This is a genomic window from Streptomyces sp. NPDC058195 (genome assembly GCF_042883525.1).
Classification (GTDB): domain Bacteria; phylum Actinomycetota; class Actinomycetes; order Streptomycetales; family Streptomycetaceae; genus Streptomyces.
This window is the reverse complement of sequence record NZ_JBHVVM010000004.1, coordinates 1-13,095: the sequence shown is the minus strand read 5'-3', so window position 1 is coordinate 13,095 and position 13,095 is coordinate 1. Positions and strand designations below refer to the sequence as shown.

Sequence of the window (13,095 nt, the reverse complement as noted above, 5' to 3'; positions counted from 1 at the left end):
GATCGCAGCGGCGCTCGTCCCGTGTCAACAGCGCCGTCCCGGGCACGAATCAGGCTGATCAGCGCCGTCTTCACCAGGGGTACGGGCTCCCTCCGGCGGCTCCCCCGGCGGCGCCCCGGGCGCCGGGTGCCGGTACCGTCCTGAATCAGGGCGAAAATCAGGGTGAACATCCGTCGGATCACGTGGAAGTACGAGGCTGAAGCAAGTGGAGACCCAAGGCGGAATCACTGTGCAGCGAGCCCTGGAGCTGCCGGGGCTGCGTGGCGGGCTCCCGGAGGTGGTGGCGGGCGCGGACCGGCTGAACCGCACGGTGCGCTGGGTGCACGCGGGCGAGGTCCCGAACATCGCCTCGCTGCTCAAGGGCGGTGAGCTGCTGCTCACCACGGGGCTCGGGCTCGGCACCCGTCCGGCCGAGCAGCGAGCCTTCGTCCGCAGGCTCGCCGACCGACAGATCGCCGCCCTGGTGGTGGAGCTCGGACCGCGCTTCAGCCGTCTGCCGGCCTCGATCGTGGACGCCGCCCGCGCCGCGGGGCTGCCGCTGGTGCAGCTGCACCGCGAGGTGCCGTTCGTGGCGGTGACGGAGGAGGTCCACACCGAGATCGTCAACGGCCACTACGCCCTGCTGCGGCAGGCCGAGGACGTGCACCGGCGGTGCACGGAGGCACTGCTCGGCGGTGGCGGGGTGCCGCAGGTGCTGGGCATCCTGGCGGACTTCGCGGCCAACCCCGTCTTCCTGGAAACGGCGGACGGCCAGCTGCTGTACGCGGCCGGGCCCGGGTCCGGCCCGGTCGGCGCCGATCCGCTCCAGGTGTGGGACGGGATGCGCGGGGGCCGGGAGGCCCGTGAGGCACCGCCCACCGGCTCGGTGCTGGTGGACGTGCCGGGCGGCGGTCCCGGCACCGGTTCGGTACGGGCCCGGCTGGTGCTGCTGGCGGTGTCCGGGCCGCTGGTGCCGGTGCACCGGATGGCGGCGGAGCGGGCGGCGGGCATCCTCGCCGTCGTCCTGATGCAGGCCCGCCAGGAGGAGGAGCTCGCCGCCCGGGGCAGGGGAGACTTCCTCTCCGACCTCGCCGAGGGCCGGATCACCCCGGAGGACGCGCCCGCGCAGGCCCGGGTCCTGGGCTTCAAACCTGGCGCGATGCCGCTGCTGCCCGTGGTGATGCGGCTGGCCCCCGAGCTTTCGGCGTCCGGGAACTGGGCGTCGCTGGCCCGGGCGGTGCTGGAGGAGCTCTCGTCGGTCGGGGTGCCGGTGCTGCTGGGCGTACGGCCGGTGGAGGGCCGGGTGCCGGTACTGCTGGGGCTGCGGTCCGAGTCGGAGCGCACGGCCGTCGCGGACCGGGTCGCGACGGCGCTGCGGGCCGGGGTGGAGCGGGCCGGTCTGGAGCGGGCCGGATCACGGCCCCCGGTCGTGGTGGTCGGGGTGGCGGGCGGCTGGGCGACGGCCGGTGCGAGCCTGCGGCACGCCGCCGAGACGGCGACGGCCGCGCACGGGCTCGGCGACCGGCCCTGGTACGACGCCCGGCGCCTCGACATCGACCTGCTGCTGTGGCGGCTGCGCGACCACCCGGACCTGGCCGCGTTCGTGGACCGGGCGATCGGGCCGCTGCGGGACCACGACCGGACCTCGCGCCCGGCGCTGCTGCCGACGCTGGAGACGTACCTGGCGCACGCGGGCCGCAAGGCGGAGACGGCGCGGGAGCTGCATCTGAACCGTCAGACCCTGTACAACCGGCTGGCCAGGATCGGGGAGCTGCTCGGCACCGATCTGGACGACCCGCAGGCGGTGCTGGCCCTGAGCCTGGCTCTGCGGGCCCGCCGCCACACCGAGTAGGCAGGACGCTCAGCGCGTCCGCACCGCCAGCGGCTGGGTCAACTCGTCGTACACGCTGAGCACTTGGGCGATCGTGTCGTCCTCCGTCGGCCAGCTCGCGGCCTGCGCGAGCCCGGTGGCCGCCATCACCGCACGCCGCGAGGGATCGCCGAGCAGCCGGGCCACCGTGCGCGCGAGCGCCTCCGCGTTGCCGTACGGCACCAGCTCCGCCGCCTCACCCACCAGATCGGGCACGCCGCCGACCGCGGTGGCGACCAGCGGGACGCCGAGCCGCAGCGCCTCCTGGGCCTGCACGGAGCGCGCCTCCCAGCTGCTGGACAGTACGGCCAGATCCGCCGCGGCCAGCAGTTCGGCGTGATCCTCACGGCCTCCGACGAGCCGGACCGGCAGTTCCTCGCCCCTGATCCGGCGCTGCAGGGCGGACCGCTCCCGCCCCTCGCCCACGATGACCAGGAGCGGCTCGGGGTCGAGGTCCCGCCACATCCGTGCGGCGTCGAGCAGGGTTCCGTAGCCGTGATGCGGTACGAGGCTTCCGCAGGCGACGACCAACGGCCGCTCCACCGCGCCGAGTTCGGCCCGCGTCTTATCCGCCCGCGCCCCGTCGGGCAGCCGGGGCGCGGGAGCCGAGACCGGCGCGAGCCGGGCGTCGCGCGCCCCTCTCCGGCGTGCCCGGTCCACCAGGTCCGACGTGGTGCCGAGCACAACCGCCGCCGCTCGGGCGGCCTTTCGCTCCATCACCCGGACCAGTCGGCGGCGGGCCCCGACGACATGGGCGCGGGCGTGCCAGGTGACGACCAGGGGGACGCTCCGCCCGCCGAGCGCGAGAGCGGCGCGCACGGCGGCGTGCGGGCCGTGCGCGTGAACGAGGTCCGCCGTCGTGCAGGCGTTGCGCAGGGCGGCGACGGAGACGGGGTCGCTGCGCCGGGGTACGGGTGTGAACAGGGCGCCCGCGCCGGAGTAGTCGTAGGCGCGGTCCAGTTCGGCCGGGGCGCAGACGGTGACGTGCACACCTCTCGCGATGAGCCCAGCGGTCAGCGAGCAGACGTGGGCGCTGCTGCCCGCGCTGCCGCCGCCCAGGACTTGGACCGTACGCAGCTGTGACACGTTGAATGGCTCCCGGGGCTCCCGAGTCGGTGGTGAGGGCATCGCCAAGGATGCCAGTCCGTACGCGCGTTCCGGCACGGCCGGGCGGCCGTCACGGCCCGGACCGCGACTTCCGGACATCGCCTACCACCCGTACGGGTGAGAAATCGGCGCGCTGTTGCCTGCCGTGCAGGCGCACACCGCCGACGTGTCCCACGATCCTGCCGTCGTCCGTCGTCCGTCGCGCGAGAGCGGGGGCGCCCGCCCCGCGCGCTCAGCGGTCCGCCACCGCCCGGACGAAACGCCCGATTCCGTCCCGGTCGCCGTACACCGCCAGCGCGACCAGACCGGCGGCGTGCGCGACGAGGCCCGCCCTGCCCCGGCCCGCGACGATCGCGGCCCCGAGCCCGGCACCCAGGGCATGCGCCCCGGTGTCCCCGAGCATCGTCCGCTCCCCCAGGTCCTCGGCGAAGAGCGCGGCCATGGCACCGACCGGTGCGGCGGCGAGCCCGCCCGGCAGTCCGGGGGCTCCGAGGGCGATCACGGTGACGGCGGCCGCCGCGGGCCGTACGTCCGCCAGATTGACCAGATGTGCGGTTCCGGCGATCACCACCGCGCCGAGCACCCGGTCCACGGGCCGGTCCTTCAGCAGGGACGCCGCCATGAGCCCGGCGGCGCCGATCCCGAGGAGCTTCACCGCGCCGCTGGTCACCTCGCCGTCCCGCAGCGCGCCGAGATGGGCGCGCAGGCCCCTGCGCGGATCGCCCGCACCGGCCGCGTCGTCGTAGGCGCCGCACGCCCCGGCGGCCAGCACCGCGAGGGCGGCGGCACACCGGGTGCGGGGCGGCAGCGGAAGGACCGCCGCACCGGCCACGGTCCCGAGCGCGACGGCCGGGCCCGCGCAGAGGTCGACGGTGCGGCCCGCGTGGTTGACGCGCCGTCCGTACGGGCGCGGCCTGGCCCGCAGCACCCGGTACACCCCGCCCGCCACCACCGCGGCGGCGGCTCCGGCCGCCACGGTCCTGCTGAACGCTGCTCCCATGCGCGCCAGCCTACGAGAACGGCCCGCCGGAGGGTTCCGGCGGGCCGTTGTCTACCAGGGGAAGGGGTCAGCCGTCCGACCGGGCCGCCGCCAGCAGTTCCTCCGCGTGGGCCCGTGCCGTCTCGGAGTCCTCCTGGCCCGCGAGCATCCGGGACAGCTCGCGCACCCGGTCCTCGCCCTCCAGGACCGTGACCCCGCTGCTGGTCACCGCCCCGTCGACGGTCTTCTCGACCAGCAGCTGCCGGTCCGCGAAGGCCGCGACCTGCGGCAGATGCGTGACGACGACGACCTGGGCGGACCGGGCGAGCTTGGCGAGCCGCCGCCCAACCTCGACCGCCGCCTTGCCGCCGACGCCCGCGTCGACCTCGTCGAAGAGGTACGTGGGTACGGGGTCGGCGCCCGCGAAGACCACCTCGACGGCGAGCATCACCCGGGACAGCTCACCGCCCGAGGCCCCCTTGGCGATCGGCCGCGGCTGGGCGCCGGGGTGCGGGGCCAGCAACAGCTCGACCTCGTCGGCGCCGGACGGCCCGTAGTCCACGCTCCGGCCGTCGATGTCGATGCCGGACGCCTCGTCGGCCGCCTCGACCTGCCGGACCGCGAAGGAAACCCGGGCGTGCGGCATCGCCAGGGAGGCCAGCTCCTCGGTCACCGCCTCGGCGAAGAGCGCCGCCGCCCGGTTGCGAGCGTCGGTCAACTCCTGTCCGAGGAAGGAGAGTTCGGCCCGCAACGCGTCCCGCTCGGCGGTCAGCTCGCCGATCCGGTCGTCGTCGCCCTCCAGCTCGGTGAGCCGGACGGCCCCCTCCTGGGCCCAGGCGAGCACCGCACCGATGTCCTCGCCGTACTTGCGGGTGAGCGTGGTGAGCGCGGCGCGGCGCTCCTCCACCGCGGCCAGCCGCCGCGGGTCCGCGTCCAACTGGTCGGCGTATCCGGCCAGTTCACCCGCCACGTCGGAGAGCAGGATCGAGATCTCACCGATCCGGTCGGCGAGCGCCGCCAGTGCCGGATCATGGGCGCGCACGGCGTCCAGCGCCCGCCCGGCGGCCGCGACCACGGTCGTCGCGTCCACGCCCTCCGGGTCCTCCGGGTTGCCCGCGAGCGCGGTGTGCGCGAGGGACGCGGCGGAGGCGAGCGCCTCCGCGTGGCCGAGCCGCCCGGCCTCGGCGGCCAGCTCGCCGTCCTCACCGGCCAGAGGTTCGACCGCGGCGATCTCGCCCAGCCCGAAGCGCAGCAGATCGGCTTCCTGGGCGCGTTCGCGGGCGCGCGTGGTCAGCTCGTCCAGCTCCGTCACGACCGCCCGCAGCCGACGGTAGGCCGCCGCGTACGCGGTGTGCGGCCGGGTGACTCCGTCGCCCGCGTACCGGTCGAGCGCCTGCCGCTGCCGGGCGGGCTTGAGCAGGCCCTGCTGGTCGGTCTGACCGTGCACGGCGACGAGCTCGTCGGCGAGTTCGGAGAGCACCCCGACCGGCACGGACCGGCCGCCGAGATGCGCCCGGGACCGCCCCTCCGCGGAGACGGTACGGCTGATCAGCAGCGCGCCGTCCTCGATCTCGCCCCCGGCCTCCTCGGCCCGCAGGGCGGCCGCGTCCCCCTCGGACACCGTGATCCGCCCCTCCACGACGGCGGCCTTGGCTCCGATCCGTACCAGGGCCGGGTCCGCCCGCCCGCCGAGCAGCAGCCCGAGGCTGGTGACGACCATGGTCTTGCCCGCACCGGTCTCGCCCGTCACGGCGGTGAAACCGGGTGACAGCTCCACCACCGCGTCGTCGATGACTCCGAGCGACCGTATCCGCATCTCCTCCAACACGGACACGACCTTACGAGGTCCGAAGACCGATGTGCGACGGACCCCGCCCCGGGGCTCACTCTCCCGGGTACACACCGGGTCCGCGCAACACCTCCGGGGGAACGTCCGCCGGTCAGTGCGGGGCGCCGCGCCACCCCGAGACCGGCAGGGCGAACTTCGCGACCAGCCGGTCCGTGAACGAGGCGTGGTGCAGCCGCGCCAGCCGTACCGGCACCGCCCCGCGCCGCACCTCGACCCGTGCCCCGGCGGGGAGTTCCACGGTCCTGCGCCCGTCGCACCAGAGCACCCCGTGCGGGGTGTGCTGCTGGACCTCCACGGCGAGCACCGAGGCGGGGGAGGTGACCAGCGGCTTGGCGAACAGCGCGTGGGCGCTGATCGGCACCATCAGCAGCGCCTCGACCTCGGGCCAGACGACGGGCCCGCCCGCCGAGAAGGCGTACGCGGTCGATCCGGTCGGGGTCGCGCAGACGATCCCGTCGCAGCCGAACCCGGTCACGGGCCGGCCGTCGATCTCCAGGACGACCTCCAGCATCCGCTCGGGCGACACCTTCTGCACGGCCGCCTCGTTGAGCGCCCAGTCCGTGTGGACGATATCGCCGTTGGTGCGCACCACGACGTCGAGCGTCATGCGCTCCTCGACCTGGTAGGCCCGGGTGACGACCCGGTCGACGACCTTGTCCAGATCGTCTCGCTCGGCCTCGGCGAGGAAGCCGACCCGGCCGAGGTTGACGCCCAGCATCGGCACCCCCGAGGCGCGGGAGAACTCGGCGCCGCGCAGCAGCGTCCCGTCCCCGCCGAGCACGATCAGCAGCTCACAGCCGTCCACGGCCCTGGGCGTGGCGTCCGTGACCGTCTCGACGGCCGACGGCAGCGGCAGGTCCGCCGCCTCGCTGGCCAGCACCCGGACGCCCAGGCCACTGCGGAGCAGTCCCTGCACGACCAGTTCGGCACTGCGGATCGCGGCCGGCCGGCCGGTGTGCGCCAGAAGAAAAACGGTTCGTGCCGTGTCCGCCATGTCTGCCGCATTCGTCGTCAACGAGGCCCCTCCGCCACTGCACGGTCGACATCCGCGGGATCCAGTTCAGGTGCCCCGGCCCGCAGCCACAGAAAGTACTCGACGTTTCCCGACGGGCCGGGCAGCGGGCTCGCCGTCACTCCCCTTACCCCGAGGCCCAGTTCCCAGCCCCGGCGCGCGACCTCGCGTACCGCCTCGGCCCGCAGTTCGGGGCTGCGCACCACGCCGCCGCTGCCGAGCCGCTCCTTGCCGACCTCGAACTGCGGCTTGACCATGAGGACCAGGTCGGCGCCGGGGGCGGCGCAGCGCGCCAGGGCGGGCAGGACCAGCCCGAGCGGGATGAACGACAGGTCCCCGACCACCAGGTCCACCGGCCGCCCGTCGATCGCCTCCAGCGTCAGCTCCCGTACGTTGGTACGGTCCTTGACGGTGACGCGGTCGTCGGACTGGAGCGACCAGGCGAGCTGCCCGTAACCGACGTCCACGGCGACGACATGACCGGCCCCGGCCCTGAGCAGTACGTCGGTGAAACCGCCGGTCGATGCCCCGGCGTCCAGGGCCCTGCGCCCCTCGACCACCAGCCCGAGGGGCACGAAGGCGGCGAGGGCGCCCGCGAGCTTGTGCCCGCCGCGCGAGACGTACTCGGGGTCGCTGTCGTCCTTGGTCACGACGACGGCGGCACTGGTCTCGACCTGGGTGGCGGGTTTGGTCGCGGTGTTCCCGCCGACGGTGACCCGCCCGGCGGCGATCAGCTGGCTCGCGTGCTCGCGTGAGCGCGCGAGTTTGCGGCGTACCAGTTCGGCGTCGAGACGGCGGCGTGCCACTCCTGCCACGTTCGGTTCAGCTCCTGTTGTCGTGCGGGGGCACCGGTGCGGTTACCGGTGCGGTCGTGGGCCCGTTGTCCAGCGCGGTCAAGGTGTCGCGCAGCCCACGGTGTACATCCTCGTACACCTCGGTGTGTCCCTCCGCCGGGAGGTGGTCGGCATCGGCAAGACGCTCCAGCCCCGCGTCCACTCCGGCGTGGCCGGTGGAGGTGCGCGTGACGCCGAGGGGCGCCGGGGCGGCGGGGTCGGGCGCGGGCTCCGCGCCCTGTTCCCGCGCCTTTGGCATCTCCGGCATCGAGTCGCTCATGCGGGAAACGCTACCCCGAAGGGCTGAGGTACGGTCGATCATGATGGCGACCATGGCGGAGTGCCGCAGCGCACTCGACAGACTTTCCGACCGTCTCGCGGGGGCCGACGGCGACGTACGCAGCGCGGCTGCCCTGGACCGCTCACTGAGCTGCCACCTCAAGGACCTCGACGCCACGTTCACCGGCCGGCTGGCCGATGGCCGGATCCAGGTGCTGGACACCGTCGAGGGACCGCCCCGCGAGAAGGCGGCGATCCGGCTCGCGATGACCGGCGACGATCTGGTGGCCATGGTCGACGGCGAACTGGACTTCGCCCGCGCCTGGGCCTCGGGCCGGGTCCGCCTGGAGGCGGGCTTCCGCGATCTGCTGAAGCTGAGGTCGCTGCTGTAGGCGGGGGCCGCCAGGGGCTACGTCGGGGCCGCGGCCGTACGCGGGGGCGCCAGGGCGTGTCAGCTCCCGGCAGGTGCCCCGGCGGCGACGGCGCGCGGCCTGCGCGCGGCGGGCACCACCAGCGGAGTTCCGGTCTCCGGATCGTCGATCACCTGACAGCGCAGCCCGAAGACCCGCTCCACCAGTTCCGCCGTGACGATCTCGCCGGGCGCGCCCTCGGCGATCACCCGGCCGTCCCGCATCGCGATGAGGTGGGTGGCGTACCGCGCGGCGTGGTTCAGGTCGTGCAGGACGGCCACCAGGGTGCGCCCCTGCGTCTCGTGCAGGTCGGCGCAGAGGTCGAGGACATCGATCTGGTGCTGGATGTCCAGGTACGTGGTCGGCTCGTCGAGCAGCAGCAGCGGCGTCTGCTGGGCGAGCGCCATGGCGATCCAGACGCGCTGCCGCTGCCCTCCGGACAATTCGTCGACATGCCGGCCTGCGAGCGCGCCGACCCCGGTGGCCGCCATCGACTCCTCGACAACGCGTTCGTCCTCCGGCGACCACTGGCGCAGCAGCCCCTGGTGCGGGTACCGGCCGCGCCCGACGAGGCCGGAGACGGTGATCCCGTCCGGCGCGATGGAGGACTGCGGCAGCAGCCCCAGCGTCCGGGCCACCTTCTTCGCGGGCATCTGGTGGATCGCCCGCCCGTCCAGCAGCACCCGCCCGCTCTCCGGCTTCAGCATCCGCGCGAGCGCGCGCAGCAAGGTCGACTTGCCGCAGGCGTTGGGGCCGACGATCACCGTGAACGACCGGTCGGGTATCTCCACCGAGAGATTCTCCGCGATGACCCTGCCGTCGTAACCGAGGGTCACCGCGTCCGCGGTGAGGCGCTGCATGGTCGTACTCCCGGTGCCGGAGGAGATCGGGTGCGGGACGACGGCACACCGAACAGAACAAAGTTAGGTTAGGTTAACCTATCCTTTCCTGGGGGTGCGGGGCCACCGGCCTCCCCTCCCCTCTCGTCCTCTCCCCGCTCCTACAGCCGCAGCCGGGCGACCGCCTTCCCCGAGTCCAGGCCGCAGAAGCCCTCTCCCGCGTACGACCACGCCGCCCCGCAGAGCGCCCGCAGCCCGTCGAGCGCGTCCCCTTCCCCGTCCAGTGCCAGCGCGTCCCCGCGGACCGATGCCGTCCAGCCCCCGCACACGAAGCCACCTCCGCTCGCCGCCACCTCGGGCTGCCCGGTCAGCAGCCCCCGCAGGTCCGCGTCCACATAGGTCGGCCGGTGCTCTGGTACGGCGGCCAGCAGCCGCGCCGCGTCCGTCACCCCGGTGAGCACCAGCAGGGAGTCCACGCCACCGTTGAACGCGCCCTCGATGTCGGTGTCCAGCCGGTCGCCGACCACCAGCGGGCGTTCGGCCCCGGTCCGCAGCACCGTCTCCCGGTGCATCGGCGGCAACGGCTTCCCCGCGACCCGCGGCTCGGCACCAGTGGCGATCCGTACGACCTCCACCGCGGCGCCGTTCCCCGGCGCGATGCCCCGGGCACCCGGAATCGTCAGGTCCGTGTTGGACGCGAACCACGGCACCCCGCGCGCGATCGCGTACGCGGCCTCGGCGAAGCGCCCCCAGGCCATGTCGGGGCCGCCGTACCCCTGCGCCACCGCGACCGGCTCGTCGTCCGCCGACTCCACCGGCACCAGGCCGCGCTCCCGCACCGCGGACCGCAGCCCCTCACCACCCACCACCAGCACCCGGGCCCCGGCGGGCAGCTGGTCGGCCATCAGCCGGGCGACCGCCTGCGCCGAGGTGATCACATCGCCGGGCTCCGCCGGGACACCGAGCCCGGTCAGGTGCGCGGCCACCGTGTCCGGTGTCCGCAGGGCGTTGTTGGTGACGTACGCCAGGTGCATCCCGCCGTCCCGCGCCGCCGCCAGGGAGTCGACGGCGTGGACGATCGCCCGGTCACCCGCGTACACCACCCCGTCGAGGTCGAGCAGCGCCGTGTCGTACGCCCTGCTCAGCACCGCGCTGCTGCCACTGGGCCGGTTCCTGCTCTTCTGACTCATTCTTTGCGCTCCTCGCTCCCTGCTTCTGCCCAGATCATCGCGTATCCCCGCCACGCACTTACCATGCACGGATGAACACATCAGGTCCGGCCGGCCAGGGACTGCGTCTGATTCCGTTCCGTGGGCTGCGCTACGTCCCCGAGCAGGTCGGCAGTCTCGCCGCGGTGACCTCACCGCCGTACGACGTCGTGGTGCGGCCCGATGGCCTCCATCATCTGGAGTCCGCCGATCCGTACAACATCGTCCGGCTGATCCTGCCCCAGGCGGACACGGCCGCGGCCCGTCACGAGCAGGCGGCACAGACCCTGAAGCGCTGGCTCGCCGAGGGTGTCCTCGCACCGGACCACGAGCCCGCCCTGTACGTGTACGAACAGAGCAACGCCGAAATGCTGCAACGCGGTGTCATCGGGGCGCTGGCGCTCTCCACCCCGGCCGACGGCATCGTCTTGCCGCACGAGGACGTGATGGCCCATGTCGTGGAGGACCGGGCCGACCTGATGCGCACCACCGCGGCCCACCTCGAACCGCTGCTCCTCACCTACCGGGGCGAGGGCCGCGAGGCGGGGGCCGCCGCCGTCATCGAACGGACCACGGACCGCCCGCCGCTGCTCACCACCACGACCGAGGACGGATACCGCCACCGGCTCTGGGCGGTCACCGACCCCGTCGAGCAGGCGGAGATCGACGCCGATCTCGCCCACCGCCAGGCACTGATCGCCGACGGCCATCACCGCTGGGCCACGTATCTCCGCCTCTGGCAGGAACACACCGTGCCCGGTCCCTGGGACTTCGGCCTGGTCCTGCTCGTGGACACGGTCCGCTACCCGCTCCGGGTCCGTGCCATTCACCGGCTGCTGCACCGCCTCCCGGTCTCCTCCGCGCTGACCGCGCTGGACGGTCTCTTCCGGGTGCGTGAACTGCCCGGACCGCTTCCCGAGGCGCTGGACGCGCTCGCCGGGGCAGCCGCGGAGGGCAACGCGTTCCTGCTCGCGGGCGACGGCGGCTTCCACCTCGTCGACCGCCCCGCACCCGAGCTGCTGGCGCGCACGATTCCTGCCGACCGCCCGCCCGCCTGGCGGGCGCTCGACGCGACGGTCCTGCACGCGGCTCTGCTCGACCGTGTCTGGGAGATCCCGGACACCCCGGAGCACATCGCCTACATCCACGACACCGCTGCCGCCGTGGAGCAGGCCGAGCGGCACAACGCCACGGCGGTCCTGATGCATCCGGTACGCGAGGAGGTGGTCCGCGACCTCGCCCGGCAGGGGGTCACCATGCCCCGCAAGTCGACCTCCTTCGGCCCGAAACCGGCCACCGGTCTGGTCCTGCGCAGCCTCGATCTCGACCTGGGCTGAGCCAGGGGCGCAGGCAACAAAAAAGGGCGGCACCCCTTCCGGGATGCCGCCCTCTCTCATGGCCTCACGCCTCGGACGTACGGTCCTTGTCGCCGTCCGTACGGTCGTCCTCGCGGTCCTCGTCCTCGTCCGCGGCGGCACCGGCAGCCGGTGCCGGACTCACGGTCTCGTCGTCGCCGTCCTCGTCGAGGGCGTCGACGAACTCCACACCGTCCATCTCGGCGAGCCGGTCGGACGCGTCGGTCGAGCCGTCCTTGTCCGCCTCCAGCGCCTTCCCGAACCACTCGCGCGCCTCGTTCTCACGCCCGGCCGCCAGCAGCGCGTCGGCGTACGCGTAGCGCAGCCGGGCCGTCCACGGGTGGACGGCGCTCGACGCGAGCTCGGAACTCTGCAGCGTGACGATGGCCGCGTCGAGCTGGTCCATGTCCCGCCGCGCTCCGGCGGCGACCAGGCGCATCTCCACCTGCCCGGCCTTGTCCAGCTTCTGCACCTCGGGCTCACCGGCCATCGCCAGCGCCCGCTCGGGCCGCCCGAGCCCGCGCTCACAGTCCGCCATGACGGGCCACAGCTCCACGGAACCGGTCATCCGCTTGGCGGCCCGGAACTCCGCCAGCGCCTCCGAGTACTTCTGCGTGGCATACGCGGCGAAGCCGGCCGCCTCCCGCACCGCTGCCACCCGCGAGGCCAGCCGAAGCGCGATCCGCGCGTACGCGTACGCCTGCTCCGGGTCCTCGTCGATCAGCCGGGCCACCATGACGAGGTTGCGCGAAACGTCCTCGGCCAGGGTCTTCGGCAGGCTCATCAGCTCCTGCCGCACATCCTTGTCGATCTCGTCACCGGTGACGTCCTCGGGGATCGGCAGCCGCTTGATGGGCTCGCGATCCCGATCGTCGCGCCTCTCGTACCCTCCACGGTCGTCACGCCCGCGGTAGCCGCCCCGGCCGCCACGGTCGTCGCGCTGCCCACGGAATCCGCCATCGCGCCGGCTGTCGTCGCGGCGGAACCCGCCACGGTCGCCGTCCCGTCGGCTGTCGCCGCCCCGGTTGTCGTCGCGGCGGTAGCCGCCACCACGGCTGTCATCGTCACGGCGCGGGCCACGCGGCCGGTCGTCATCACGACGCGGACCACGGAACCCACCACGCTCATCATCCCGACGCGGACCACGATCACGGTCCCGGTCGTCACGACGGAACCCACCACCACCGGAAGAGGGGCGGTTGTCATCACGACGGAACCCACCACCACCGCCGGAGGAGCGGTTGTCGTCACGACGGAACCCACCGCCACCGTAACCACCACGGCTGTCGCCGCCCCGGTTGTCGTCGCGGCGGTAGCCGCCACCACGGCTGTCATCGTCACGGCGCGGGCCACGCGGCCGGTCGTCATCACGACG

General features: G+C 73.9%; 12 protein-coding genes and 1 pseudogene. 3 read left to right on the top strand and 10 right to left on the bottom strand.

Annotation, left to right across the window (positions count from 1 at the left end; genetic code table 11):
• Positions 1–205: 205 nt before the first annotated feature.
• Positions 206–1,831, top strand: a complete 1,626-nt coding sequence (locus tag ACFVWY_RS06075; protein WP_389867774.1) for a PucR family transcriptional regulator — start codon at positions 206–208, stop codon at positions 1,829–1,831.
• A gap of 9 nt (positions 1,832–1,840) precedes the next feature.
• On the opposite strand, the gene ACFVWY_RS06070 is transcribed toward ACFVWY_RS06075, so the two are convergent.
• The 6 genes from ACFVWY_RS06070 to ACFVWY_RS06045 form a co-directional block, all read right to left on the bottom strand.
• Positions 1,841–2,935, bottom strand: a complete 1,095-nt coding sequence (locus ACFVWY_RS06070) for a glycosyltransferase family 4 protein (protein WP_389867772.1) — start codon at positions 2,933–2,935, stop codon at positions 1,841–1,843.
• 253 nt (positions 2,936–3,188) lie between these two features.
• A complete protein-coding gene (locus ACFVWY_RS06065; RefSeq protein ID WP_389867770.1) occupies positions 3,189–3,956 on the bottom strand; it encodes a hypothetical protein in 768 nt (255 codons plus the stop codon).
• A 67-nt stretch (positions 3,957–4,023) separates the two neighbouring features.
• On the bottom strand, positions 4,024–5,769 hold the full coding sequence (gene recN / locus ACFVWY_RS06060) for a DNA repair protein RecN (protein WP_389867768.1): 1,746 nt from the start codon (positions 5,767–5,769) through the stop codon (positions 4,024–4,026).
• A gap of 106 nt (positions 5,770–5,875) precedes the next feature.
• On the bottom strand, positions 5,876–6,778 hold the full coding sequence (locus ACFVWY_RS06055; RefSeq protein WP_389868334.1) for an NAD kinase: 903 nt from the start codon (positions 6,776–6,778) through the stop codon (positions 5,876–5,878).
• Positions 6,779–6,795: 17 nt separating this feature from the next.
• Positions 6,796–7,611 (bottom strand): TlyA family RNA methyltransferase, encoded by an 816-nt coding sequence (locus ACFVWY_RS06050; RefSeq protein ID WP_389867766.1) that lies wholly within the window; start codon positions 7,609–7,611, stop codon positions 6,796–6,798.
• 7 nt (positions 7,612–7,618) lie between these two features.
• Positions 7,619–7,909 carry a hypothetical protein gene (locus ACFVWY_RS06045; RefSeq protein ID WP_389867765.1) on the bottom strand — a complete coding sequence of 97 codons (291 nt, stop codon included), beginning with the start codon at positions 7,907–7,909 and terminating at the stop codon, positions 7,619–7,621.
• 43 nt (positions 7,910–7,952) lie between these two features.
• Between ACFVWY_RS06045 and ACFVWY_RS06040 the strand changes: the two genes are divergently transcribed.
• On the top strand, positions 7,953–8,300 hold the full coding sequence (locus ACFVWY_RS06040; RefSeq protein ID WP_389868332.1) for an SCP2 sterol-binding domain-containing protein: 348 nt from the start codon (positions 7,953–7,955) through the stop codon (positions 8,298–8,300).
• Between the two features lie 59 nt (positions 8,301–8,359).
• Here ACFVWY_RS06040 and ACFVWY_RS06035 read toward each other — a convergent pair whose 3' ends face one another.
• Both ACFVWY_RS06035 and ACFVWY_RS06030 read right to left on the bottom strand, forming a co-directional pair.
• Positions 8,360–9,178 (bottom strand): ABC transporter ATP-binding protein, encoded by an 819-nt coding sequence (locus ACFVWY_RS06035; RefSeq protein ID WP_389867763.1) that lies wholly within the window; start codon positions 9,176–9,178, stop codon positions 8,360–8,362.
• Between the two features lie 140 nt (positions 9,179–9,318).
• Positions 9,319–10,347 carry an HAD hydrolase-like protein gene (locus ACFVWY_RS06030; protein ID WP_389867761.1) on the bottom strand — a complete coding sequence of 343 codons (1,029 nt, stop codon included), beginning with the start codon at positions 10,345–10,347 and terminating at the stop codon, positions 9,319–9,321.
• Between the two features lie 71 nt (positions 10,348–10,418).
• Between ACFVWY_RS06030 and ACFVWY_RS06025 the strand changes: the two genes are divergently transcribed.
• Positions 10,419–11,702 (top strand): DUF1015 family protein, encoded by a 1,284-nt coding sequence (locus ACFVWY_RS06025; protein WP_389867759.1) that lies wholly within the window; start codon positions 10,419–10,421, stop codon positions 11,700–11,702.
• A 64-nt stretch (positions 11,703–11,766) separates the two neighbouring features.
• Here ACFVWY_RS06025 and ACFVWY_RS06020 read toward each other — a convergent pair whose 3' ends face one another.
• Both ACFVWY_RS06020 and ACFVWY_RS06015 read right to left on the bottom strand, forming a co-directional pair.
• Positions 11,767–12,564, bottom strand: a complete 798-nt coding sequence (locus ACFVWY_RS06020; RefSeq protein ID WP_389868330.1) for a hypothetical protein — start codon at positions 12,562–12,564, stop codon at positions 11,767–11,769.
• Positions 12,504–13,095 (bottom strand): annotated as a pseudogene (locus tag ACFVWY_RS06015) (hypothetical protein); the annotation flags it as partial. The pseudogene ACFVWY_RS06015 and the gene ACFVWY_RS06020, both read right to left, overlap by 61 nt.

What these genes read in the sequence shown, in the direction of transcription:
- ACFVWY_RS06025 (WP_389867759.1), top strand. Translation starts at nt 10,419, where the DNA reads ATGAACACATCAGGTCCGGCCGGCCAGGGACTGCGTCTGATTCCGTTC.
- ACFVWY_RS06035 (WP_389867763.1), bottom strand. Translation starts at nt 9,178, where the DNA reads ATGCAGCGCCTCACCGCGGACGCGGTGACCCTCGGTTACGACGGCAGG.
- ACFVWY_RS06030 (WP_389867761.1), bottom strand. Translation starts at nt 10,347, where the DNA reads ATGAGTCAGAAGAGCAGGAACCGGCCCAGTGGCAGCAGCGCGGTGCTG.
- ACFVWY_RS06045 (WP_389867765.1), bottom strand. Translation starts at nt 7,909, where the DNA reads ATGAGCGACTCGATGCCGGAGATGCCAAAGGCGCGGGAACAGGGCGCG.
- ACFVWY_RS06065 (WP_389867770.1), bottom strand. Translation starts at nt 3,956, where the DNA reads ATGGGAGCAGCGTTCAGCAGGACCGTGGCGGCCGGAGCCGCCGCCGCG.
- ACFVWY_RS06055 (WP_389868334.1), bottom strand. Translation starts at nt 6,778, where the DNA reads ATGGCGGACACGGCACGAACCGTTTTTCTTCTGGCGCACACCGGCCGG.
- ACFVWY_RS06040 (WP_389868332.1), top strand. Translation starts at nt 7,953, where the DNA reads ATGGCGACCATGGCGGAGTGCCGCAGCGCACTCGACAGACTTTCCGAC.